The sequence below is a fragment of the Streptomyces sp. NBC_00316 genome (assembly GCF_036158715.1).
In the GTDB taxonomy this organism is placed as follows: Bacteria; Actinomycetota; Actinomycetes; order Streptomycetales; family Streptomycetaceae; genus Streptomyces.
Genome location: NZ_CP108023.1, coordinates 8,425,254 through 8,447,080 on the forward strand (window position 1 = coordinate 8,425,254; position 21,827 = coordinate 8,447,080).

The window sequence follows — 21,827 nt, forward strand, 5'->3', positions numbered from 1 at the left end:
CGATATTCTGCACGGCATGATCAACTCCCTTGCAAGCGCTGACGATGCCGAGGTTGCGGTAGCTGCGGCACACGCCGGCGCTGACGTGGTGCGCACCATGTACGGCCGGCGGCTCACCCGCTTCGACAAGGGCGCCGGGGACTTCGCCACCGCCGCCGACGTGGAGGCCGAGAAGACGATCCTCGGCGTCATCCGAGCTGCTCGGCCCGATGACGCGGTGCTCGGCGAGGAAGGGGGGCAGCAGGGTGCGGCCGACGCTGTGCGCCAGTGGTTGGTGGATCCCTTGTGCGGGACGCTGAACTACGCCGTGGGGAACATGCTGGTGGCCGTCAACGTGGCGCTGCGCAACGGGGCGGCGGCGGTGGCCGACCCGTTCAGCGGCGAAATCTTCTTCACCGACGGTGACACCGCCTGGGTGCGGCAGGACGGGGTCGATGCGCAGCTGGCTCCCACGCCCGCCACCCAGCTGGTGGACGTCAACCTCGATCCGCCGTTCCCGAGCGCGCCCGGAGTGCGGCCCGTGGACCTGCTGGCCCACCCCGAATTCGGCGGGCGGTTCCGGCCGAGGGTCGTCTCCACGACGCTGGCGTTGGCCTGGGTCGCGGCCGGCAAGCGCGCCGCATACGTCACCGACGGCGGTGACCTGTCCGGGAGTGTGCATTTTGCCGCGGGCATCGCTGTGTGCCGAGCAGCCGGCTGTGTGGTCACCGGGATCGATGGTTTCCCGATCGGGCAGGCAGGCCGCGGGCTTGTGGTGGCTGCCGACGCCGAGACCCACGTTCTGCTGATGTCGATGATCCGCGGCCGAAGCCGGTGACTGCACTGCCGATCAAGGGTTGGGGACCCGGGCTCCCAGAAGTCGGGCCATTGCCGGAAGTTGCAGGTGGCCGGCCCACGGATGCGCCTGATGATGGGGGATAACCTGCCTTCATGGATACGGGCGAGGGGGCCGGGGCCACCGGTACAGATCGTGAGGGCCAGGGCTGGGGTGCTATGCGCGCCTGGGTGGAGAAGGGGCTGTCCGAGGCAGAGCGCGTCGAAGAGGTTGCGCGGTTGCGTGGCGGCTGGACGTCCGAGATGCGCCGTCTGGGCATCTGCGGTCCGGGCGGCCGACGTTCACTGGTCCTGCGGTCCTTCGTCAAGCCCTTCTTCGTTCGACACGCGGAAGGGCTGCTGACCCGCGAGGCGGCCGTTCTGCGTCTGCTCGGCGACACGGACGTGCCCGCGGCCACGCTGGTTGCTCTGGACGCAACGGCACAGTTCTGCGACCACCCCTCCTTGCTGATGTCCCTGCTGCCGGGAACCGTGCGCCTGGGGGATGAAGGGGCGGACCGGCGTGCCGAACTGCTGGCGCGTCAACTGCTCCGTATCCACCGGATGCCGGTGACCGCAAAGACGCGACCGCGCGCCTATCAGGCGTGGACATCTCCCGAGCGGGTGAGCCCGCCGGAGGACACGAAACGGCCCGACCTGTGGCAGCGGGCCGTGGACGTGATCCGCCGGGAGCCTCCCGACCACCAAGCCTGCTTCCTGCACCGGGACTTCCATCCCGGCAATGTCCTCTTCACGGGCAACGGCGACGCACTGCAGATCACTGGCGTCGTCGACTGGGTGGAGACCTCCTGGGGGCCGGCCGACCTGGACGTGGCCCACTGCTCGACCGCCCTGGCTCTGCTGCACGGGGTTCCCGCGGGTATGCACTTCGCCGACCGTTACGTCGCGGCGGGAGGAGTCCTGGCCGAGGACCGCGCCGCCCATCTCTACTGGCGTCTGCTGGACGCATTGGCCTTCGCTCCGGACGCCGAGAAGGTTGCCGTCCCCTGGCGTGAACTGGACCGTGGCGATCTGACCCGCGCCGTACTGACCCGGAGGTTGGAGGGATACGTCCAAGCGCTGTTCGACCGCTACGCCTGAAATCCGATCGGCGGCCTGTCGGCAGGAGCCCGGGAGAATGTGGCCTGCCCACAGATCGGACAAGGCCGTGCAAGCCGTTTGAACCACCGTCGCCGACGAGCTTCCGGCGAGGGCGCCGAGCGGACGTCCGGCCTCTCGGATCAGGCCGCGCAGACCCGCGACATCGCGCACGGGAGCTCAGCAGTCCGGCAGGCCGCCAGTGCTGTGACCGGAAAGGTTCACCGGCTCGCGCCGCCCGGCACGGCACCTCGCCGCGTTGTCGCATCACCCGAGTACATCCGGTACGCGGGCGATGCTCCGCCTTGCGATGCACCGCACCGGACGCCGCGAGCTTCCCGGCAAACCCTTCCGGTCACAGCACTAGCGTTTCGGGTGCTCGACGCCGTCCACCCCCACCGTGAGCTCCGCGAAGCGCATGATGGCGTCGGTGACGGAGTGGAATCGCATGGAGTGGAACTGGTCGAAGTTGTGCTGGGTTCCGGGTAGTTCGGCGTAGGCGACCGGCTGTTGGGAGACCGCGCGGAGCCGGTCGGCGAACCTCCGGGCGTCTTCGCGCAGGACCAGGGTGTCGAGTGCGCCGTGGACGATCAGGAAGGCAGGGGCGTCGGCATTGACGTAGGCATGCGGCGAGGTCGGCTCGGGGCCGGTGCGCTCGGCGTCCCCGTAGTAGCCGTAGAGCGCGATGACGCCGCTGACCTCGGCACCGGAGAGTGCGGCGGTCGCCGCCAGATGAGCGCCCGCCGAACCGCCGGCCATGAAGACGGTGCTCGCATTGCCGCCGTAGGTCGCCGCATGCGCGCCGACCCAGGCGAGGACGGCTCGGGTGTCGGCGAGCTGCTCCGCGTAACGCACCCCGAAGAGGCGATAGTCGGCGCTCACGCAGACCCAGCCCCGGGCGGCCAGCCGGTAGATCAGCGAGCGGGAGCCGAGCATCTTGCTGCCCGTGCTGAAGCCGCCTCCGTGCAGATACACCAGCACGGGGGCATCGGGGCGGCGAGGCCGGCGCGAGACATACACATCGAGGCGGTGTCCGCGCCGGGCCGGGCCGTACCGTCGGCTCCGGATCCGGCGTACGTCGGGCCGCCAGGCGACGAACGGCAGCAGTGCTGTCCGCCACCACGGCGGTCGGGTGTATCGGGGAGCTGCGCCGGCTCCGAAGGCGTCCTCGAGCGCGGCCGACAGCACCGGTCGGGCGGATCGGGCGCGTGACGCGATCAGCGCCAGTCCGAGCGCGGCGAGGGTGCTGAACCCGGTGGCAAGCCACCACAGCAGGCTGGTGAACTCCGGTCGGAGCCACGTCGCCGTCGTTCCCGACAGAAGCCACCACAGGGCCAGGAACGGCTGTTCGTTGATGAGGAACCCGAGAGTGAACTGGATGTTCCACGGCTCGCTGTGACGGGGGCGCGGTGGGCGCAGTGCGACCAGAGCGCACAGCGCCACCAGCAGCGAGGTGCTCAGCGCGCCGATCACGCGTCCGTCTCCGGAGCGGTCTCGCCGCGCAGCGGGAACGCCGACTGCCAGACCGACGCACGGCGGCCCCGGTCCCGATCCGGCTGTACAGCGCGCTGACCGTGGGCCGGTGCCCTGCTGCTGCCGACCACCGGTCCGACGCCGGCCGGACGGCCGAGGCGGTAACCGGCGGCCACACCCGTGTTGGAGTCGAGCTCAGCCACAAGCTCGCTCGCCGTCGCCGGGCCACCCCGACGCAACGCCCTCGGCAGCCAGGTTCGCAACGGGTGCGCAAGGCCCCTGACGGAGTCCGGCGTGAGCACCAGCACGGAGTCCGGCCCATCGGATGCCATGCATGCACATTATCTGTGCACAACTCCTGTGCACAGTGGCCCGCCGGGGGCGACCCTCGGTCCAGGAACCAGGGGTGGGTTGCACGCTCCGGGTACAAGCCGGGCCCGGTCCGTGCACGCAGTGCGCAAGTGCCGAGGCGCAAGGTCGAGCCGGAAGGCCTCGGCCGACGCGACGTCCGCCATCTGATCGTCCGCGTCCGCACCGAGCTCGGCGGACCGATCGTGCCGGTCGGGGATGACATCCACCTTCACCTGAGCTCCGGGACATACGAGTTGATCGCCGTGAGCGCGGGATGGCTGGGGCACCGTCGGCCACTGGGCCGCTCTCGGAAGCGGTGATCACAGCAGGTGGCTCCGCCAGTGGGCGCGGGATCGAGCAGGGCAGCAGCACGCAGGCGTGTCGGGCCAGGGGTCTCTCACGACCAGCTCCTGGAGCGCAGTAAGGTCCGTTCCGGGGAAAGGGGGGCGGCACATGGGGCGGGTGCGAGTCCTGCTGCTGGACGCGGCTCCTGGCCAGCTGCTCGACCGGGAGCTGGAGCGTCTGCTCTGCCACGGGCTGGCCGTCACGCTGAATCTCCGGCGGGTGGCCGACAAGGCCGGTGCACGGGCCACCTGGGCCGGCCGGGTGGACTTCACCGATTTCGATGCCTTCGACGAGTCGGCGCTGATCGCCGAGACCGTCCGGGACGGGCTCGGCTACCAGGCGGTCAAGTCCCGTGCGGGTGTCCCGCTGCGCGCCGTGTTCCTCGCGGCGGCGACGGACCACGCACTGGCCGACCGGCTCCGGGTGGTCGGCCGGGCCGGGGCGGGCACCGACCATGTCGAACTGGCCGCCGCGGCGCGTCATGGCGTTGCCGTCACCCACACCCCGGGCTCGAATGCGAACGCCGTCGCGGAGTTCACCCTGGCCCAGCTGCTCGCCCTGATCCGGCATCTTCCGATGCACAACGAGGCTGCGCACCAGGGCCGTTGGATCGCTCCGGTCGCCCCCGCGGTGGAGTTGTCGGAACTGTCCCTGGGGATCATCGGGTTGGGCCGGATCGGTCTGGCGCTGGCCGAGCGGGCGGCCGCCCTGGGCATGGGCGTCCAGGGTCTCTCGCGGCGCCCGGCCGAGACCCCGGTGCCGCAGGCGAAGTCCCTCACCGCTCTGCTGGCGACCAGCGACGTGGTCTCCTTGCACGTTCCGCTCACCCCGCAGACCCGTGGGCTGATCGGTCGGACGGAGCTGGCGCTGATGCGACCGGGGTCGATCCTGCTGAACACCGCCCGGGGTGGGATCGTCGACGAGCAGGCGCTGGCCGACGCACTGAGCGACCCGGCACATCCGCTCGCGGCGACCGCCGTCGACACCTTCGAGCACGAGCACGCCACCTTCGCCTCACCGCTCTTCGGCCTGCCGAACGCGCTGCTCACCCCGCATGTCGCCGGGATGACCAGGGGGGCCATGGCCACGGCGGCCATCCGCTGCGCGGACCACATCGCGGCCTTGCTCACCGGCCGCCCGGGCGGTGTGCCGGTAGTGACCGTCTGAGGCCCCGGTGCGCCCCGTTCGAGCCGCTCGATCGCGCGTTCCGCCGCGTGGCGCGGTCGGCGGACCTACTGGTCCGACGGGTACTCGCGCCGGCCGCGCACACCACGCCTGCGCCGCACAGGAGCTGTCCGGGCGAAAGTCAGGGCCACACGGAAACGGGTGCCTGTGTCTGGTCACCGGAGGGCCCGGCCGTGCAGGGAGGCCCTCACCCGCCGGGGGCCATGTTCGACGCCGCTCAGAGGTCGAGGACGACTTCCGTGGTGGGTGCGCTGCGGCAGACGAGGATGCTGCCGGGCTCGGGCGGTTCGAGGGGTTGGGTGGTGTAGGTGATGCCGCCTGAGACGAGGTGGGTGATGCAGGTGTGGCAGACGCCGGTGCGGCAGGACCAGCGGGTGGGGACGTCGCAGGCCTCGGCGAGGTCGAGGAGTGACGCATGGGCCGGTGACCAGGGGGTGGTGATGCCGCTGCGGGCGAAGGTGATGAGCGGGCCGGTGCCGGTGGGACCGGGTGGTTGGTGCGGGCGTACCGTGGCGGCCGGCGTGACGCCGGGGTTGATGGCGGGGAGGGCGCTGAATTGTTCCGTATGGATCCGCTCGGGGCGCAGACCGAGATCGCGCAGGTAGCCGCCGAGGTCGTCCATGAAGGCGGGCGGTCCGCAGATGTAGGCGTCGGCGGCGGCAGGGATGTCCATGGCCATGAGCGATCGGGCGGTCGGGCGGCCCTGGCAGATGTGGGACTCGCCGGGATGTGAGGCCGGTTCGTCGGATGCGGTGTAGTAGATCTGCTCATGGGCGTCGGGGAGCTGTGCCAGGAGTGAGTGGGTCTCGTCCGCGAAGGCGTGGTGGGCGCGGTCGTGGGCGGTGTGGATCCACCAGACGGGGCGTGGGTCCGGTGCGGCGGCGAGTCGGTGGAGCATGGCCAGCACGGGGGTGGCGCCGATCCCCGCGGAGATGAGGACGACCGGTGCAGTGCCTTCTTCGAGGACGAAGGTCCCGCGCGGGCTGGCGATCTCCACGAGATCCCCGGAGTGGAGGCTGGTGTGCAGGTAGCTGCTGACCTGTCCGTGGGGTTCGCGCTTCACGCTGATGCGGTAGGTGCTTCCTCCGGGTGCGGAGGACAGGGAGTAGCTGCGCACTGCGGGGCCGGCAGCGCCGACGTCGAGGCGGATGGACAGGTACTGGCCGGGCCTCGGTTCGGGCAGCGGTGTGCCGTCGGTGCTGTCGAAGTAGATCGAGGAGACGGCGGGGGCCTCGGGGACGATGCGGGCGACACGCATGCTCTTGAAGCCGGGCCACCCCGGTTCCTGGGTGGGCTGCTGGGCGCCGGCGAGTTCGCGGAAGGACTGTTGCCACCCGGGGCTGAGGGCGGGAATGTTCAGCGCTTTGTGCAGCTTCGCGGGGTCCCGGCCGGGGAGGTAGAGCAGCGCGTCGATGTCGGCGACGCTGAGTTGTTCCGGGCCCTTGCGGGTCAGGATGATGTCGTCGCCGGCTTGGACGTGTCCCTCGGTGATGACGCGCAGGTAGAAGCCGGGGCGGTGATGGGCGACCAGGAAAGAGGCCATGGCGGGTTCGCCCAGGCGCATGCCGACGCGGTAGCAGGTGACGCGGGGCTGGGTGACTTCGAATTCGGCTTCGCCGATGCGGTAACGGTCGCCGATGCACACTTCGTCGTCGGGCAGGCCGTCGACGGTGAAGTTCTCTCCGAAGATCCCGAAGGTCAGGTCGTCGCGGCCGAGTTATTTCTGCCAGTACTGATAGGACTGCAGTTGGTATACGAGGACGGCGCGCATTTTGCCGCCGTGTCCGGCGAGATCTCCTTGGCCGTCTCCGTCGATGTTGAGCCGGCGCACCATGCGGGGGCCCTGTACGGGGGCCTTCCAGGCTCCGGTGTGGACGGTCCTTCCCTGCCAGGAGACATCCTTGGGCATCCCCGCGTTGAGGGACAGCAGCGTCGCCATTAGGTTCTCCTGCACAGGTGGCCGACCGGGGCAGGCTTGGGGCGGCCGTGGTGGTCGCGGCCCCACGAGCCCTCTGTCGCAGCCGGCAAAGGACCTGTCATGCAACGTCTCACGCAACACGTCTTCAGCCTCGGTCCTCAGACCGTGCGCACCGCCCGCACCCTCGCGATGCAGGTTCTCGACTCCTGGGGCGGATGCCGACGCTGCCGGCACGAGGCCCACGCCTCCCGCCGCTCCCGCAAGCCCTGACCGGTCAACAACCCCCACTCGCCCCGGGGTTGCAGCTCTCACGCCGCACTCCGCATCCGGAAGGAACACGCCATGGGACTGTCCTGGCAGCAAGGGCCCCTTTCCGCAGGCGCGATCGGACACTTCCTCACCCCCGAACCCCTGCCCCAGCGCCTGCTGTTCGCCGAGTGGCTGCGTCGCCGCATGCGCGTGAAGTTCAACGACACCTGGATCGCCGACAGCGAGAACGTGATCGTGCTGCACGAGCCGGGCCGCTACCGGGACAGCCCTTACTTCCCGCGCGAGGACGTGGACGAGACGGCCCTGGTCCCAAGCGGCAAGATCACCCATCACAAGGACCTCGGCGACACTGCCTGGTACACGGTGCACGCCGGCGACCGCGCCACCGAACGCGCCGCCTGGGAGTTCACCTCACTGCCCGGGCACGCCGCCGAACTCGATGGCCGCATCGACTTCGCATGGCGCGCGATGGACGCCTTCTACGAGGAAGCCGATCGCATCCTGGGACACGCCGCCGACGCGTACCACCGCATCGACATCCGCAACACCGACCGCACACTGGAAGTCCGCGTCGACGACACCGTGGTGGCCCGCTCCGAGCATCCGGTCGTGCTCTACGAGTCCGGATTCGCCCCCCGCTGGTACGTCCCGCGCGCCGACATCGACGAGAAGCAACTGCGCCCCGTCGAGGACAGACCTTCTGTCCCTACAAGGGCCTGTGCGACTACTACGACATCGGCGACGCGCACCACGCCGCATGGACCTACCGCAACGCCTACGGCGAGGTCGCCCGGATCGAGGACATGGTGTCGTTCGAGCCGGACCGGGTCGAGGTGCTTCTCGACGGCAAGCGCCTGGAACCCGAGCCCGGGCAGCAGGTGATCGCCCACGGCGTCGATCGCGGTCTGAACGCCGAAGAGGTCAGGGCGCGCTGACCTGCCGAGCACCGCGTGTGCGCGGTGCTCACCGGCGCATCGGCCGTGCTGTCGCGCATGCCGGTGTGGGATCCACCGTGTCGTTCCCGGTGGCGTGCCGGTGGGCTCGGCGGGCGGCCCGCCGCGTTGTGGAGCTGCGGGTGCTCCCGGTGCCCTGCGCGCGGTCGTGTGCGCCGATCGGGGCGCGGTGGACCGTGCTCGAGGCCGGCCCCGACCGCGTCGTCGTGTTCACCGACGCGGACGCGGTCGGACACGTGGAGGCTCATCGACGTCTCGTTCACCGCGGTGCAGAAGGTGACTGCGGTGCGCGGGAGGCCAGTTGCAGCAGTTCGTCCACTGTCCATTGGTCGTAGGCGTGTTCGCCGTACTTCGCGGCCAGGACGGTGCCGTCGGAGGCGAGGAGGAAGTCCGCGGGGAGGCCGAGGCGGCCGTGCGGCTGGCGCCGGGAGGGCAGGCCTTCGCGTCCGCGGACGAGCATGGCTGTGCTGCGCAGGACCGCCCGCAGCACGTGGAGCCACACACGGGGGTCGAGCAGCGCACGGGGCGCCGACTCGACGCCGAACTCGGCGTACAGGCGCTTGCCGGGGTCGGCGACAAGGGCGAACGGGAGCGTGTCCGCGTACTGCCGCAGTTCGCCGGCGGGGGAGTGGAAGACAGCGATCTCGAGGATGCCCGCCGCCTGGATCTCCGGGTGCCGGACCGCCACCGACCGCAGATGCAGATTGCAGACGGGGCAGCCCGCGAATCGGCGGAACTGCAGATGGGTGAGGCCCTCGTCGGGCGCGGGGACGGTGAGCGGGATTCCGGTGACGGGGCTCAGCTCACGGGCGGTGATGCGGTCGCCCGGGCGCAGGACGGCGTGTTTTCGAGGCGTGCGGGACTGGGGCACAGGGTTCCCCCTCTGGTAGGCGTATGTCGTACACCTACGAGCGTAGGCGTATGCCCTACGCTGTCAACCCTCATGCCACGTCCACGTTCCCTCACCCCCGGGCGGATCTCCGCCGCCGCGCTGACCGTCATCGACCGCGACGGACTCGCCGGGCTGTCGATGCGCACGGTCGCCAAGGAACTGGGGCTGAGCACGATGGCGCTCTACCGGTACGTCCACGACCGCGAGGAACTCGAACGGCTCGTCGTCGAACTCGTGTTGGGTGCCGTCGACATCGAGCCGCCGTCCTCGGACGCGTCATGGCGCGAGCGTGTCGAGGTCATGGTGCGGCGCCTGCGCGACACCGTGGGTGCCCACCCGTCGGTCGTCCCGCTGACGCTCACCCACCGCCACCGGTCCCCCGGCGTGCTGCGCTGGTCGGAGACGGTGCTCGCCATCCTCACCGAGGCGGGCTTCGAAGGCGAGCAGCGGGTCATCGCGCTGCGCTGCCTGCTCGGCTACGTCATCGGGGCGATCCAGCTGGAGCACCTCGGGCCGCTGTCCGGCGAGGGGACGGTCGCCGTCGCCGCCCTGCCGCAGGACGAGTTCCCGTACATGGCCGAGACCGCGCGGCATGCGCGGAACGTCAGCGCCGACCAGGAGTTCCTCGGTGGGCTCGCCGTGCTGCTGCGCGGCCTGCGTGCATGACCTGCAGGTCACCGGACGTCCGTCCGCGACCGTGGGGCCCGGGCGCCGGGTGGGACGCGTCACCGGCGACCGGGCGGTATCCGTGGTGCGGGTGTGAGTCAGGGGGCTAACGACCCTGGTCCGCACCCACGTTCGGTGGGGTGGGGATCCGGTTGCCGAAGTAGTCGCGAGTGATTCCGTCGGCGATCGGGACTCCCGTGCCGCGTGCCGGGGAGCCCGCGAGCAGGCGGACGTCGCGCGCTGCGGTGGGGGAGGCCGAGGCGAAGAGCGGGTCGGCGGAGAGGGCGGAGGCGTCGCGGGGCTGGGCCGTGCGCCAGTAGAGGTTGTTCCCGTAGACGCTCTGGGTGTCGCTGATCGGGGAACCGCCGGCCGCCCCGACGAAGATGTTGTTGCGGAAGGTGACTCCCGTCGGGCCGTTGTCGGAGACCAGGGCCGTGTTCGCCCGGTCGGTGACGACGGTGTTGCCGTAGACCCGGGTGTCGGTGGTGGCGGCGCAGACGACCGAGATCACACCGTACGGGGACATCGTGTTGCGGTCGTTGACGCTGATGTTGTGACGGACGCGATTGCCGTTGGTGGTCATCCCGGCGCCGTTGCAGATCAGCAGGAAGCCGCCCTCGTTGTCGTGGCTGTAGTTGTACTGGTAGACGTTGCGGTTGTTGCCGCCGTCGATGTCGTACGCCATCGAGTCGAGTGTGCCGTGGCCACCGGTCACCTCGTTGTACTGGTAGAGCACGTCGTCCGAATTCCAGGCCCAGATACCGGCGTTGTAGCCGGCCGAGCGCATGTTGAAGCCGTTCACGTAATTGTGCTCGACCAGCGCGCCCTTCGCGGTCTGCACGACGATGCCGTCGCCGCCCACGTCGTACACCTTGTTGCGCTGGATCCGCAGACCGGTGATCGCCTCCCAACTGGTGCCTGGGCCGTTCGGGTGCTCGGCCCTCCGGCCCCAGGTGGAGCTGGTTCCGATGCCGGTCCGGTCGGTGTGGCGGACGGTCGAGTCCTCGATCCGTACGCCGTCGAAGCGGGTCGGAACGGCCGAGCCGGTGACGGAGAAGAGGATGCCGCCGCTGGGATCGGGGTCCTTGAAGTCGGCGCCGTCGACGTCGTGCACATCCACCCCGTCGACGACGTAGTGGCGGCCCACGCCGTGATCGGTGAGCCGCACGAGCAGTCCCGCGCGGCGGTCCGTCGTGGTGTGCGCGCCGGTGTTGGAGATGTCGAGGTTCCGCAGCTCCCAGCCCTCGACGTTGAGCAGGAACACGGCGGCCCGGGCGCCCCCGCCCTCGATGCGCGGCTTCGCCCCCTTCCCGTACGCGTCGATGGAGATCGGCTCCGCGGCCGTTCCGGAACCGGTCGGGGCGAGCACCCCGGCGCAGGTGCGGCCACGCCGCAGCAGCAGCCGGTCGCCCGGCTCGTACGCGCGCGAGGCCTTGGCGAGGGTGCGCCACGCCGTGCCGCTGTTCGTGCCGGAGGCCCGGTCGCTGCCGCGCAGACAGTCCACGTAGTGCGTGGTGCCCGACGTGCTGTGGGGTCTTTCGTGTGCGGAAGCGGCCGCCGGGAGGAGACCGGCCACGCTCACGGCGGCCGCGAGCGCGGTCGCGGCCGCCGTGCTGCGTATCAGGGAGATCGACATGGCCGGCAAACTAGCCAGGCCGTCGACACCCCAGCCATGGACGTACGCAGTCGGCACTTGGATCTCTTGCCGGATCTGCCGCCACGGGTGCCGCACCGGCCGAGTGCGTCCCCCTTGCCTCGTCCGCGCCGAGACACAGCTGCTCGGTAGCTCGCCGGACGGCGCTGAGCGCCCCGTGCGCCGATCGACGGGTGCCGCTTTCGGGCCGTCTGCGTGTCGTTCGGCCTTGATCGATACAACATCCGCAGATCAGCAGAGCGTGGGCGGCGAAAACAGGTGGAGGGGCTGCACGGGACGTTCCGGGTGAGGACGCCGTGCTGGGGCACGGCGTCCTGACGGTCCTGAGCTGGAACTGCTCCTATTCCGTGAGCGTTTCCCCGCCACGGGCGATTGCCGAACAGAGTCAGCTCGGGGTAGGGAGATCTGCCATCGATTGTCTGCGTTCGAGGCCGCGGGCGATGCGCTGTTCAAGCCCTGCCCGGCAGTTCGGCCACTCAGCCACGGTGATCGAAAAGATCGCGGAGTCACGGAGTCGACCGTCCTCGCCCGGAGCCCATGACCGGGACCAGTTCCGCAACACGCCCTCGAAGCGCGCACCCACCGCTTCGATCGCCGCCCGCGAACGGCTGTTGCGCGCGTCCGTCTTCAGGTCGAGGCGTGCCACCCCCCAGTTCTCGAATGCGTGCCGGAACAACAAGTACTTGGCCTCGGTGTTCAGCCCTGTGCCCTGGGCCGACGCGGCGAGCCAGGTGAAACCGACCTCGATGGCGTACAGACCGTCTCCTGTCGGCCACAGCCGCGGATCCCAGTAGGCCGTGACGCCCACCGCCCGCCCCGACGCCCGCTCCACCTGCGCGAACGGGAGCAGCTTGCCGGCGGCCGCACGGGCGAGTTGAGCGGCGATGTAGTCATCGACCTCGGCCGCCGCGGGTACCCACGTGAACCCGTACGAGCTCCGGTCCTCCTCCGCCGCCAGGACCAGGTCCACCGCGTGACGTTGAGCCAGTGGCTCCAGGCGTACGAGCGCGCCTTCCAACGGTGGCGCCTCAAGCGTGAAACTCATCGATCCCCATTCAACTGCCGGTACGGACTGTTCGTATCGGGCCGTAGGTCCGAGTCCGCAGCGTTCCAGAGCCGTCGCGTCATTGCGCGCGAATTCCACGGAGCGGGATACCGCGCGGCCAGGTGCGAACAACTCAGGACGTTCATCCGTGTGCGGCTGGGGAGCCAAGGCTGTGCGGCGACACCCGCATTCGGCAGGTCCACTGCTCGCACGACTGCCGTCGCGCGTCGGAGAAACAGCGCAACCGGATACGCGACGAAGTACGCGTACCGGGGACACTGCGGCTCAGGGGACGACCCTTTGTCCTCATGCGTCACTGCGGGCCGAGGTTGGCGTGCTCCCACCGCCCGGCTCTGACAGTGGTCCCGCGGGGGACGGCGTGGGAAAGGACGGCGAGGCGACGGCGGCAGGACCGATGCCGGGCGATGTCCCACCACCTGCGGTAGCCGGTACGTGGGCGTGACGCCGCCCGATGAGCAGGCGGTGGACCGCGGCCCCGAGAGCCGCTCCCAGGATCGGAGCGACCAGATAGATCGCGAGGTCGGTGGTCTGCCCGGAGAAGGTCGCAGGACCGAACTGGCGGGCCGGGTTGACCGAACCCCCGCTGAGGGGGCCGAAGAAAGCGATCACCAGCCCTACGGACAGTCCGATGACATACGGCAGCCGGCGGATGAACCCGGGATGGGCCACGAAGAACCCGACGACAAGGGTCAGGGCCACCATGCCTCCCACCTCGGCGAGAAAGACGGACGCGGGCTGCCAGGTGGGAGCGGGCCTGATCGCCGCGTGTGCGACCGACGGGAGGGACACCGCACGACCCCACGCCAGGCGCGCGAGACACGTTCCTGACGCGGATCCCGCGAGTTGGGCGAGCACGTAGGGCAGCACGTGACGGCCGGGGAAGGCGTCCATCAGCCACAGGCCGACCGTCACGGCGGGGTTCGTGTGTCCCCCGCTGCGTCGTCCGGGAGGGCTGAGGATCAGGCCGGTGAGGATGGTCCCGCTGAGAACGCCTATGACGCAGAGTGCGACGTTCAGGTCGGCGATGTAGAGGGCGGAGTCCGGGTCGCGCAGCCATCGGACGACCGTCACCGCCAGGAACAACAGGACGGTGGTGAGCACGAACTCGTCGGCGGCATGCGCCAGAGGCAGCCGACGGGCCAGAGAGGAAACGGTAGTCAACTTGATCTCCCAGTGTTGACGCCCCGGCCGTCGGGGCGATGCAGGGGTGCTCTCGAACACCGGATTGCTCTTGAACACCGGACGCAGGGGGTTGGCTCGTTCCCCGACGCGGGGACGGCTCGGACGATCCGTGCGGCGAACACCTCGTCAGGCGGGGTCGAGCCGTCCTCGTGACCGAAGGAGGCGACGCTCCCGGCGCTCGGAAGGGCGAGCGCCGGGAAGCCGGTGTCGCGGAAGACCGGGGCGCCGACCGCGTCCCAGGGCCCCGGCACGACGAGCGGGTCGCGTGCGGCCCTGGCGCAGGGCGCGGCAAGTGATTGCGCTCAGGCCACACACCCCGGAGTGCGGGGAAGGAGGCGCACGGCCCGGTCGGGACAGCCCTCAGGCGCTCGGTGTGTAGTGGCCGGGGACCATACGGGTGGTCACTCCGATGCGGTTGAACGCGTTGATCGTCACGATCGCGGCGATGAGGTGGGCGAGCTCGGTCTCGTCGAACTCCTCGGCGGCCTTCGCATACACCGTGTCGGGTACGAATCCGCTCGTGACGGCGGTGACCGCCTCGGTCAGCTCGATCGCCGCGATCTCCCTGGCCGTGTAGAAGTGCCTCGACTCCGTCCACGCGCCGAGCTGGATGATCCGATCCGCCGACTCCCCTGCGGCCAGAGCGTCCTTGCTGTGCATGTCCAGACAGAACGCGCAGTGGTTGATCTGGGATGCACGGATCTTGACCAGGTTCAGCAGAGCCGGGTCGACGCCCTGCCGCGCGGCCGTGTCAAGACGGATCATGGCCTTGAAGGCCTCAGGGGCGAACTTCGCCCAGTCCAGGCGCGGTGTGTGCTCCGGGAGACGTGTGGTGCTTTCGTGTGCTTCGTTCATCGTCATGCCGCCAACGCTACGTTCCCAGTGGTACCGGAGTAGGGTCCATTTACATGACAGATTCCCGGACCAATTCTGCGGCCGATCCGCCCCCGGCGTCCGGGGCCGACCTCCATCTGGAACTGCGCGGACCCGGGTTGCGCGCAGGGCTCGCCGGCGCCTTGAGGGAGGCCATGCGCACGGGGCGCCTGGCGCCCGGCACCCGCCTGCCGGCCTCCCGCTCGCTTGCCGCGGATCTCGGCGTCTCCCGCAACACCGTGGTCGAGGCCTACGCCGAACTGGTCGCCGAGGGCTGGCTCACCGCCCAGCAGGGCTCCGGGACCCGGGTGGCCACCCGGGTCGAGCCGCACAGGGCCGCGCCCGACGCACCCCCCACGAGGCCGACCCGGCATCGCCCGAGGTACGGCCTGCTCACGGGCTCGCCGGACCTCGCGGGCTTTCCCCGCACGCAGTGGGTCACCGCGGCCCGCAGGGCTCTGGCCGCCGCGCCGCACGATGCCTTCGGCTACGGCGACGCCCGGGGACGGGTGGAGTTGCGCACCGCACTCGCGGACTACCTTGCGCGGGCCCGCGGGGTGTACGCCGAGCCGGAGCGGGTCGTCATCTGTTCCGGTTTCCATCACGGTCTGGCGCTGATGGCGCAGGTGCTCAGGGCGCGGCGGGTGCGGGCGGTGGCCGTCGAGGCCTTCGGCCTCGACCTGTATCGCGACCTGCTGACGAACGCCGGTCTGCACACCCCGCCCCTCTACGTCGACGAACATGGCGCGCGTACCGACGACCTGGCGCGACTGCGCGCAGTGGGTGCGGTGCTGATGACACCGGCGCACCAGTACCCGACGGGGGTCGCGCTCTGCCCGGAGCGGCGCACGGCGGCCGTGGACTGGGCACGTGCCACCGGCGGCCTGATCCTCGAGGACGACTACGACGGGGAATTCCGGTACGACCGTCAGCCGGTGGGTGCCCTGCAGGGCCTCGATCCGCAGCGGGTGGTGTACTTCGGTTCCGTGAGCAAGTCCCTGGCGCCGGGGGTGCGGCTCGGATGGATGGTACTGCCGGAGGAACTCGTCCCGGAGATCGTGACGGCCAAAGGACACGGCGACTACATGACGAGCGCGCTGGAGCAGCTGACGCTCGCGGAATTCATCGCCTCGGGCGCGTACGACCGTCATGTGCGTGCGATGCGGCTGCGCTACGGGCGTCGCCGCGACCAGCTGGTCGCGGTCCTGCGGCAGAGGGCTCCCGGTATTCGTGTGGCCGGCATGGCGGCAGGACTGCAGACGGTCCTCGAACTCCCTCGTGGAACCGAGAGCTCGGTGCTCCGGGCGGCGGCACGGCAAGGGCTGGCGGTCAGTGGGCTGGCGCAGTTCGGCTACGAAGTGGCGGACTGCGGTTGGCAGTTGCCCGAGCGGGACGCCTTGGTGGTCAACTACGCGGCGCCCTCGGACAGTGCGTGGGCGGGTGCACTGGACGCGCTGTGCAGGGTGATGCCCTAAGGGCTGTCCCGTCATCCCTGGCGGGCGCGCCACGACAGTTGCGGCACCTCGCTGCGTTGTCGGAACACCGAATACGCCCCGTACGAGGACGCTCCGCCGCCTTGCGATGCACCACATCCGACGCCGCGCGCTGATCCACCAGGGATGACGGGACAGCCCTTGGCCGGGGCTCCGAGGCCGGAGCGGGCGCGCCTTCGTCCGGGGCGGGAGCCTATCCGCCGGGTGTCGAGGCACCGGGGCCGTCGGCCTCGAGTGCCCGCCACCCGCGACGGAGTACGCGCGCTCCCTCACGCGGACAGTCGTGCTGTCACGGTCCCGTCATTCGCCCCGACGGACTTCTGCAGGTAGGCGAGTGCGCCGGCGCCCGTGTCGGCGACGAAGACCAGTTCTGCAAAGGGCATCGGCAGGAATCCCTGCTCGTCCATGCGTCGGAGCTGGAGTATCAAACCGTCGTAGAAGCCCGCGGTGTTCAGCAGCACCACGGGCTTGTCGTACAGCCCGTGCTTCCTCAACTCCAGGACCTCGGCCGCTTCGTCCAGCGTGCCCAAGCCGCCGGGCAGCACCACGACGGCGTCGGATGCGGCGAGCAGCAGCGTCTTCCGTTCGGCGAGGTCCTTGGCGAACGTCATCTCGTCGGCGTCCTTCCTGGCCCACTTCCGGAGAAAGCCGACCGAGACTCCGGCGAGCCGCCCTCCCGACGCCCGTACTTCCTCGGCGACGACCTTCATCAGCCCGGTATCGGATCCTCCCCACACCAGGGTGTGGCCGCCCCTGCCGATGAGCTCCGCGAACTCGCGGGCCGGCCGGGTGTAGTGCTCGTCGAGGTCGCTGGCGGAGAGGAAGACACAGAGGTTCATCGGGTTGGGTGGTGTTGCTGTCATGACTCGACCGTATGCGCGCGCCCGCCCATGTGTGTGGACCATTGTCCGGGCAAAAGACCGGACCAATTCGCGCCGAACGGTCAGGTGGGCCCCTGGGCCCCGCGCAACTGATCGAGTTCGCTGCTGATCGCATCCCGCAACACATCGTGCTGCGGGCCGAGCCTGAACTGCTCGTCGTTCCACCGGTCACGCGGATAGAGCCACACCGGCGCACCCACCAGATCGGCCGGCTCCCACTCGAACCGCGGCCAGACGTGCGCATGCAGGAACGGGTCCGTGTTTCCCAGGATCTCCAGATTGACCCGACGGAAGGCAGGGTCCAGCCTTCGGCATGCCCGCTCGACCGCTTCGCCCAGCCGGTCCATGTCGGACAGGAACGACAGGCGCTTGGCCTTCGGCAGGTCGGACAGCCGTTGGACATCCGGTTCATCCACGAGGAGAACCGAATAACCCGGCAGGAACTGTACGTCGCCGATCACCGCGAACCCCGACTCGAGCCGTCGCAGCACGGTCGGGTTCCCGCCTCGCAGGGCAGTCCCTATGCGATCCATTCGCCAATCACCAGTCATGGCCGAGAACTTACCCGCAGTCGATCAAGGATTGCTCTGCGCGCCTCACTCTCCTCGCGCGGTGACGCGCACCCTACGCGTCTGCAGTGCGCAGTCGCGCGGCTGTTACCCGGCGGTCGGGCTGCCGAACGGTTGCGTCCCGGGTGGCGCACCAGGGCGCGGGGGAGCGGGCGGAGGCTTGCTCCCGGCTGCGGGGCGGATGCGTGCATAGGGCACTCGTTGTCCGGGGCATGTGTGAATGGGATGCGGGGTGTGCTAACCCCCAGAATGGCGCGTTACGGATATGTCCGGATTCGGTAACGTGGGTCGGTGCCTTCGCCGGTGGTGGGGGGAGTTGTTCCAGTCTGTGGTTCTCGGCCTCTGGGGCCGGGACTCGCATAGCGCAGTGTGGCCCTGACGGGGTCCTGTGCGCCTTACTTGAGGGGACGTCCATGTCTGCTTCTCGTATTGTCCGCCGTATTGCCGCTACTGCTCTGGCGGCCGGTTCCGTTGTCGCTGTGGTGGCGATGCCGGCGTCCGCCGACGGTGGTCATGGTCACGGCCGTCAGCACCAGACGTACGCGAAGGTCGTGCTCGGCCATGTCCAGTACGACAGCCCGGGTCGTGACAACCGTTCGGACCGGTCGCTGAACGGCGAGTGGGTCTCGGTCACCAACACCGGGCGGAGCTCGGTGAACCTGAGCGGATGGACGCTCTCGGGCCAGGACGGCAGCCGCTTCCGCTTCGGTTACCTGCGTCTGCCGGCACACGCCACGGTCCGGGTCCACACCGGACACGGGCGCAACACCAGCCGGGACGTCTACCAGGACCGCCGCAACCACGTCTGGAGCAACTACGCGGGCAAGGCGACCCTGCGCGACAACCGCGGCCGCACCGTGGACACCGAGTCCTGGGGCCACCGCCGCTGACCCCACCCAGCCCCACCACTGAGCTTTCTGACCAGGCGTGCTGCCACCCATCCAGGGTGGCAGCACGCCGCACTTATGTGGCGACCCGCCAGCCTCGTGTGTCCGCCCCCCGGCGCCGGTTCGACGGCGAGGGCCCTCGGAACGCGCGAGGGGCTGCTACCCGTAAGCTTCCCTGGCTGCGTGCCTTCTTCGGACAGATCTGGTGGTGGGTGTCACTTACTTCCTTGGTGACGCATTCCAGCGGGAAGGCGAGGCCTGTCGGCTCGACGGTCATGTGGACGCAGGTGCCGGCTTCGAGAACGGCGTCCTCGTCGAGCGCCACGCGCGGGTGGCGTGGTGAGTGGCCCCGACTCAGGTCACCGGGCGATCGACGTGGAACTCCAGATCGACCGGATCCGCACCACGGACACCGCCGAAGCAAACCTCATCGTGAGCTGCATCCGCGGACCGGTCTGCCGCGGCGCCCGCTTTCGCCAGATCCCCGGCGCAGTGGAAGCGATCGACGTGGAGCTGATACAGATCGCTATCTGCTGCCGCCCGGTTCAGGAACTCGATCCCGTCCATACCGCGCTGGTAACCCTTCCGGGAACGGGAACGCACCACCTCATGCCGGGCGGCTCGGCCGTCGGGTGGCAGATCATCGAGGGGACCAACCCGCCACTGTGACCGCGCCATCCACGGGAGTTGACACTTGCTCGCTGGATGGCAACCACGGTGACCTCAGGGAAGACGGGGCGCATGGATTCCGGTTCCAGCGCGCGGACGGGCGCCGAGTCTCCACGCCCGGAAGCGACGCCGGGGGTCAGAGGCGGACCACGACCACGGCTGTGTCATCGGTGGCGGCGCTCAGGGTGATCAGCGTTTCCGCCAGGTCCTCGGCCTCGTCCTTGCAGTGGCGGGCGAGGTGGTCGGCGAGACGCTGCAGGCCTTGATCGATGTCCTCTCCGCGGCGCTCGATCAGCCCGTCGGTGTAGAGGACGAGCGAAGCGCCATCGCGGTAGGTGGTGGTGACCTGCGGGCGGGGGACATGTTCGAGGCTGGCCCCCAGCGGCGGGTCGGTGGCCTGGTCCAGGAACTGCACGGTGCCGTCGGGATGGGCCAGGGCCGGCGGCGGGTGGCCTGCGCTGCTGTAGGTGATGCGGTGGTCGCCCGAGGAGATGACGGTTTGCACGGCGGTGGTGGACAGAGCGCCGTCAAGAGATCGTGCGTACATGTCGAGCCCGTCGAGTGCGGCTGCGGGTCCGTCCACGACGCGAATGGCGGCGCTGAGGGCGCTGCGAAGCTGGCCCATGACGCCGGCTGCCGCCAGGCCGTGTCCCACGACGTCGCCAACCGCAACGGCAGAGTCCCCGTCGGGAAGCTGCGTCACCTCGTACCAGTCGCCACAGACGTTGAGGGCGTTGACGGCGGGACGATAGCGCACCGCGGCCTGGTGATCGGCAAGCGGCTGAGGCGCAGGCAGCATCGCATCCTGGAGTGCAAGGGCCACCTGCCGCTCGCGGGCGTTGGCCTGACGTAGCCGTTCGTTGACCTGCTGCAACTCGCGGGACCGCGCGTACAGCTCGAGATCCATCCGCTGGTGCCGCTGATCGGAGCCGGAACTGCCGGCGCGGACGAGATCGGTGATTTCCTCGAGACGGTGCACGACCAGCACGACGTGTCCGTCGGAGTCCAGGACGGGGGCGTTGATCGAGCTCCAGTAACGCTCCGCGAGCACACCTGGCCGGTCCGATTCCTCCACGTCGTGGCGGATCGGGCCCGCGACGTCCTGGGCCCGCGTCTCCAGCACCCGTCGCAGCGACGCCTGTTGGTCGTCCGTGCCGTCGGGACCCTCCGGGAAGGCGTCGAATACGTACCGGTTGACGATCTGATGTCGTCTGCGGCCGATCAGGTCCTGATAGGACGCGTTGGCGTCCAGAATGACGAGTTCGGGAGTGAGCACCAGCATCGCACTGGGTGACGCCTCGAAGATGCTTTTGTAGTCGATCTCCGGTTCTTTCACGGCGCTTCCCACGCATGCCGGCGAGCAGTCATGTTTCGGCACTCCCTGTCTCTCAGTATGCACTTGGGCCGGTGTACTTGCCTGCCGGGGACGAGGCGCCGGACACCGGCAAGGACGCGCGTGCGGACGGCGCGTCGAAGCTCGGTCGCCTCGCCTCGCCTTGCTCTGCCGCCCGAGGGTCGCCGCGCCGCGCAAGGTCGTCCGGCCTCGACCTCGTCCCCGGCAGCCGCCCACTGCTGTTCCGCAGAGGCCGCGCCACGGGCGAACTCGCGTTCCACCGTTGCTGCTCGCTCGCCCCGCCGCGCTGACCACGCCGGTGAAGGTCGCCTGCAGCGGATGGCGCGTGGAAGCGACCTCGAGCTCTCTGAGAAGGGCGCCTTATGCCCGTGATGATGCCGTTGCGTGAGGCGACGGCCGACCGCGTCAAGCAGGTCTTCGACAGGACCGTTGTCGCCCCCGGTGTGTTCCCGTGCTGTCTTGAGTGGCGGGCGGGGAGTTGTGGGCGTAAGGGTAGGAGTGCACGCGGTGGCCCGGTGGGGGTGGTGCGCGGGGCGCGGGAATCGCCTTCCGGGCGGCCGCGCGCAGAGTGGGATGAGAGGGATTCGAGCAGCGACATCAAGGGAGGCGCCCGATGTCGTCAGGAATTGTCATTGCGATCATTGTCGCGGTCGTCGTCATCGTCCTTGTGATCGGTGTGTGGATGGCACTTCGTCGCCGCCACCTGCGGGACCGCTTCGGGCCTGAGTACGAACGCACGGTGGAAGCCGAGGGTAGTCGCACGGTGGCAGAACGCGATCTGCGCGCTCGCGAGGAACGGCACGACGACCTCGATCTGAAGCCGCTGGCTTCGACTGCCCGTCGGCAGTACACGCAGGATTGGAACAGTGTGCAGGAGCACTTCGTGGACCGGCCGCAAGAGGCGGTCGGTGAGGCGGACCAGTTGGTGACCCGGCTCATGAAAGAACGTGGCTACCCGACCGAGGGCTACGAGCAGCAGCTGAAGGACCTGTCGGTCGAACACGGACGCACGCTGGAGCACTACCGCTCCGCCCACGCAGTCAATGCACGCAGTGGTGGTCAGCAGACGACCACCGAGGAACTGCGGGGAGCGATGGTGCACTATCGCGCGCTCTTCGACGACCTGCTCACCAACGGCGACAGGCCGGGGCAGCAACGGGCCTGACCCTGCGCCCGCCTGTGCGGGCGGGCCGCCGATCGAGAGCCCGTCGAAAAACCTATTCGGACGAGGTGAA

At 69.6% G+C, this 21,827-nt stretch carries 23 protein-coding genes and 3 pseudogenes; 12 read left to right on the forward strand and 14 right to left on the reverse strand.

Translation table 11 applies throughout. The features are described 5' to 3' along the window. Positions 1 to 16: 16 nt before the first annotated feature. Complete coding sequence (locus tag OG878_RS37645; protein ID WP_328890930.1) at positions 17 to 817, forward strand: inositol monophosphatase family protein; 801 nt, start codon at positions 17 to 19, stop codon at positions 815 to 817. A gap of 113 nt (positions 818 to 930) precedes the next feature. Further along, positions 931 to 1,914, forward strand: a complete 984-nt coding sequence (locus tag OG878_RS37650; RefSeq protein ID WP_328890931.1) for a phosphotransferase family protein — start codon at positions 931 to 933, stop codon at positions 1,912 to 1,914. Between the two features lie 360 nt (positions 1,915 to 2,274). Here the strand turns inward: OG878_RS37650 and OG878_RS37655 are convergent, their stop codons facing one another. Then, positions 2,275 to 3,384, reverse strand: coding sequence for an alpha/beta hydrolase (locus tag OG878_RS37655; RefSeq protein ID WP_328890932.1), 1,110 nt, complete (start codon positions 3,382 to 3,384; stop codon positions 2,275 to 2,277). After that, on the reverse strand, positions 3,381 to 3,716 hold the full coding sequence (locus OG878_RS42440) for a hypothetical protein (RefSeq protein WP_443049216.1): 336 nt from the start codon (positions 3,714 to 3,716) through the stop codon (positions 3,381 to 3,383). The genes OG878_RS37655 and OG878_RS42440 overlap by 4 nt, the downstream gene beginning before the upstream one ends. 472 nt (positions 3,717 to 4,188) lie before the next feature. Between OG878_RS42440 and OG878_RS37665 the strand changes: the two genes are divergently transcribed. Further along, entirely contained in the window at positions 4,189 to 5,247 is a 1,059-nt protein-coding gene (locus tag OG878_RS37665; protein WP_328890933.1) for an NAD(P)-dependent oxidoreductase, read from the forward strand. Between the two features lie 235 nt (positions 5,248 to 5,482). Here OG878_RS37665 and OG878_RS37670 read toward each other — a convergent pair whose 3' ends face one another. The 3 genes and pseudogenes from OG878_RS37670 to OG878_RS37675 all read right to left on the reverse strand — a co-directional run bounded on the left by OG878_RS37670 (position 5,483) and on the right by OG878_RS37675 (position 7,204). After that, positions 5,483 to 6,523 carry a 2Fe-2S iron-sulfur cluster-binding protein gene (locus OG878_RS37670; RefSeq protein WP_443049291.1) on the reverse strand — a complete coding sequence of 347 codons (1,041 nt, stop codon included), beginning with the start codon at positions 6,521 to 6,523 and terminating at the stop codon, positions 5,483 to 5,485. Positions 6,524 to 6,589: 66 nt separating this feature from the next. After that, positions 6,590 to 6,970: pseudogene (locus tag OG878_RS42445) on the reverse strand (MOSC domain-containing protein); the annotation flags it as partial. Between the two features lie 12 nt (positions 6,971 to 6,982). Next, the gene (locus OG878_RS37675; protein WP_328890934.1) at positions 6,983 to 7,204 is read right to left on the reverse strand and encodes a hypothetical protein; all 222 of its coding nucleotides are present in this window, start codon (positions 7,202 to 7,204) and stop codon (positions 6,983 to 6,985) included. 99 nt (positions 7,205 to 7,303) lie between these two features. Between OG878_RS37675 and OG878_RS37680 the strand changes: the two genes are divergently transcribed. Beyond that, the gene (locus OG878_RS37680) at positions 7,304 to 7,453 is read left to right on the forward strand and encodes a hypothetical protein (protein WP_328890935.1); all 150 of its coding nucleotides are present in this window, start codon (positions 7,304 to 7,306) and stop codon (positions 7,451 to 7,453) included. Between the two features lie 183 nt (positions 7,454 to 7,636). Next, positions 7,637 to 8,388 (forward strand): annotated as a pseudogene (locus OG878_RS37685) (DUF427 domain-containing protein). A 277-nt stretch (positions 8,389 to 8,665) separates the two neighbouring features. Here the strand turns inward: OG878_RS37685 and OG878_RS37690 are convergent. Further along, positions 8,666 to 9,241: a peroxiredoxin-like family protein gene (locus tag OG878_RS37690; protein ID WP_443049292.1), complete on the reverse strand. Its 576-nt coding sequence runs from the start codon at positions 9,239 to 9,241 to the stop codon at positions 8,666 to 8,668. Between the two features lie 108 nt (positions 9,242 to 9,349). Here OG878_RS37690 and OG878_RS37695 point away from each other — a divergent pair, with 108 nt between their 5' ends. After that, the gene (locus OG878_RS37695; protein ID WP_328890938.1) at positions 9,350 to 9,964 is read left to right on the forward strand and encodes a TetR/AcrR family transcriptional regulator; all 615 of its coding nucleotides are present in this window, start codon (positions 9,350 to 9,352) and stop codon (positions 9,962 to 9,964) included. Between the two features lie 106 nt (positions 9,965 to 10,070). Here OG878_RS37695 and OG878_RS37700 read toward each other — a convergent pair whose 3' ends face one another. The 5 genes and pseudogenes from OG878_RS37700 to OG878_RS37720 all read right to left on the reverse strand — a co-directional run bounded on the left by OG878_RS37700 (position 10,071) and on the right by OG878_RS37720 (position 14,727). After that, positions 10,071 to 11,600, reverse strand: a complete 1,530-nt coding sequence (locus tag OG878_RS37700; RefSeq protein ID WP_328890939.1) for a right-handed parallel beta-helix repeat-containing protein — start codon at positions 11,598 to 11,600, stop codon at positions 10,071 to 10,073. A 403-nt stretch (positions 11,601 to 12,003) separates the two neighbouring features. Further along, a complete protein-coding gene (locus tag OG878_RS37705) occupies positions 12,004 to 12,663 on the reverse strand; it encodes a GNAT family N-acetyltransferase (RefSeq protein WP_328890940.1) in 660 nt (219 codons plus the stop codon). A 306-nt stretch (positions 12,664 to 12,969) separates the two neighbouring features. After that, positions 12,970 to 13,845, reverse strand: coding sequence for an MIP/aquaporin family protein (locus OG878_RS37710; protein ID WP_328890941.1), 876 nt, complete (start codon positions 13,843 to 13,845; stop codon positions 12,970 to 12,972). Positions 13,846 to 13,958: 113 nt separating this feature from the next. Continuing rightward, a pseudogene (locus OG878_RS37715) lies at positions 13,959 to 14,141 on the reverse strand (isocitrate lyase/phosphoenolpyruvate mutase family protein); the annotation flags it as partial. 85 nt (positions 14,142 to 14,226) lie between these two features. Continuing rightward, positions 14,227 to 14,727 carry a carboxymuconolactone decarboxylase family protein gene (locus OG878_RS37720; RefSeq protein WP_328890942.1) on the reverse strand — a complete coding sequence of 167 codons (501 nt, stop codon included), beginning with the start codon at positions 14,725 to 14,727 and terminating at the stop codon, positions 14,227 to 14,229. 47 nt (positions 14,728 to 14,774) lie between these two features. Between OG878_RS37720 and pdxR the strand changes: the two genes are divergently transcribed. Further along, on the forward strand, positions 14,775 to 16,214 hold the full coding sequence (pdxR, locus tag OG878_RS37725) for a MocR-like pyridoxine biosynthesis transcription factor PdxR (protein WP_328890943.1): 1,440 nt from the start codon (positions 14,775 to 14,777) through the stop codon (positions 16,212 to 16,214). A 287-nt stretch (positions 16,215 to 16,501) separates the two neighbouring features. Here the strand turns inward: pdxR and OG878_RS37730 are convergent, their stop codons facing one another. Together OG878_RS37730 and OG878_RS37735 are read right to left on the reverse strand one after the other, a co-directional pair. Next, entirely contained in the window at positions 16,502 to 17,071 is a 570-nt protein-coding gene (locus OG878_RS37730) for a TIGR00730 family Rossman fold protein (protein ID WP_328891518.1), read from the reverse strand. Positions 17,072 to 17,175: 104 nt separating this feature from the next. Continuing rightward, positions 17,176 to 17,664, reverse strand: coding sequence for an HIT family protein (locus OG878_RS37735; protein ID WP_328890944.1), 489 nt, complete (start codon positions 17,662 to 17,664; stop codon positions 17,176 to 17,178). 431 nt (positions 17,665 to 18,095) lie between these two features. On the opposite strand from OG878_RS37735, the gene OG878_RS37740 reads away from it, so the two are divergent. The 3 genes from OG878_RS37740 to OG878_RS37750 all read left to right on the forward strand — a co-directional run bounded on the left by OG878_RS37740 (position 18,096) and on the right by OG878_RS37750 (position 19,238). Then, on the forward strand, positions 18,096 to 18,572 hold the full coding sequence (locus OG878_RS37740; protein WP_328890945.1) for a lamin tail domain-containing protein: 477 nt from the start codon (positions 18,096 to 18,098) through the stop codon (positions 18,570 to 18,572). 205 nt (positions 18,573 to 18,777) lie between these two features. Beyond that, positions 18,778 to 18,912, forward strand: coding sequence for a hypothetical protein (locus OG878_RS37745; RefSeq protein WP_328890946.1), 135 nt, complete (start codon positions 18,778 to 18,780; stop codon positions 18,910 to 18,912). A gap of 32 nt (positions 18,913 to 18,944) precedes the next feature. Beyond that, entirely contained in the window at positions 18,945 to 19,238 is a 294-nt protein-coding gene (locus OG878_RS37750; protein ID WP_328890947.1) for a hypothetical protein, read from the forward strand. A 136-nt stretch (positions 19,239 to 19,374) separates the two neighbouring features. On the opposite strand, the gene OG878_RS37755 is transcribed toward OG878_RS37750, so the two are convergent. After that, positions 19,375 to 20,574 carry a PP2C family protein-serine/threonine phosphatase gene (locus tag OG878_RS37755; protein ID WP_328890948.1) on the reverse strand — a complete coding sequence of 400 codons (1,200 nt, stop codon included), beginning with the start codon at positions 20,572 to 20,574 and terminating at the stop codon, positions 19,375 to 19,377. Positions 20,575 to 20,645: 71 nt separating this feature from the next. Here OG878_RS37755 and OG878_RS37760 point away from each other — a divergent pair, with 71 nt between their 5' ends. Beyond that, positions 20,646 to 20,882, forward strand: coding sequence for a hypothetical protein (locus OG878_RS37760; protein WP_328890949.1), 237 nt, complete (start codon positions 20,646 to 20,648; stop codon positions 20,880 to 20,882). Positions 20,883 to 21,205: 323 nt separating this feature from the next. Next, positions 21,206 to 21,757, forward strand: a complete 552-nt coding sequence (locus OG878_RS37765) for a hypothetical protein (protein WP_328890950.1) — start codon at positions 21,206 to 21,208, stop codon at positions 21,755 to 21,757. Positions 21,758 to 21,827: the final 70 nt, after the last annotated feature.

What these genes read in the sequence shown, in the direction of transcription:
- OG878_RS37645 (WP_328890930.1), top strand. Translation starts at nt 17, where the DNA reads ATGATCAACTCCCTTGCAAGCGCTGACGATGCCGAGGTTGCGGTAGCT.
- OG878_RS37650 (WP_328890931.1), top strand. Translation starts at nt 931, where the DNA reads ATGGATACGGGCGAGGGGGCCGGGGCCACCGGTACAGATCGTGAGGGC.
- OG878_RS42440 (WP_443049216.1), bottom strand. Translation starts at nt 3,716, where the DNA reads ATGGCATCCGATGGGCCGGACTCCGTGCTGGTGCTCACGCCGGACTCC.
- OG878_RS37665 (WP_328890933.1), top strand. Translation starts at nt 4,189, where the DNA reads ATGGGGCGGGTGCGAGTCCTGCTGCTGGACGCGGCTCCTGGCCAGCTG.
- OG878_RS37670 (WP_443049291.1), bottom strand. Translation starts at nt 6,523, where the DNA reads ATGCGTGTCGCCCGCATCGTCCCCGAGGCCCCCGCCGTCTCCTCGATC.
- OG878_RS37675 (WP_328890934.1), bottom strand. Translation starts at nt 7,204, where the DNA reads ATGGCGACGCTGCTGTCCCTCAACGCGGGGATGCCCAAGGATGTCTCC.
- OG878_RS37680 (WP_328890935.1), top strand. Translation starts at nt 7,304, where the DNA reads ATGCAACGTCTCACGCAACACGTCTTCAGCCTCGGTCCTCAGACCGTG.
- OG878_RS37695 (WP_328890938.1), top strand. Translation starts at nt 9,350, where the DNA reads ATGCCACGTCCACGTTCCCTCACCCCCGGGCGGATCTCCGCCGCCGCG.
- OG878_RS37700 (WP_328890939.1), bottom strand. Translation starts at nt 11,600, where the DNA reads ATGTCGATCTCCCTGATACGCAGCACGGCGGCCGCGACCGCGCTCGCG.
- OG878_RS37705 (WP_328890940.1), bottom strand. Translation starts at nt 12,663, where the DNA reads ATGAGTTTCACGCTTGAGGCGCCACCGTTGGAAGGCGCGCTCGTACGC.
- OG878_RS37720 (WP_328890942.1), bottom strand. Translation starts at nt 14,727, where the DNA reads ATGACGATGAACGAAGCACACGAAAGCACCACACGTCTCCCGGAGCAC.
- pdxR (WP_328890943.1), top strand. Translation starts at nt 14,775, where the DNA reads ATGACAGATTCCCGGACCAATTCTGCGGCCGATCCGCCCCCGGCGTCC.
- OG878_RS37730 (WP_328891518.1), bottom strand. Translation starts at nt 17,071, where the DNA reads ATGAACCTCTGTGTCTTCCTCTCCGCCAGCGACCTCGACGAGCACTAC.
- OG878_RS37735 (WP_328890944.1), bottom strand. Translation starts at nt 17,664, where the DNA reads ATGACTGGTGATTGGCGAATGGATCGCATAGGGACTGCCCTGCGAGGC.
- OG878_RS37740 (WP_328890945.1), top strand. Translation starts at nt 18,096, where the DNA reads ATGTCTGCTTCTCGTATTGTCCGCCGTATTGCCGCTACTGCTCTGGCG.
- OG878_RS37765 (WP_328890950.1), top strand. Translation starts at nt 21,206, where the DNA reads ATGTCGTCAGGAATTGTCATTGCGATCATTGTCGCGGTCGTCGTCATC.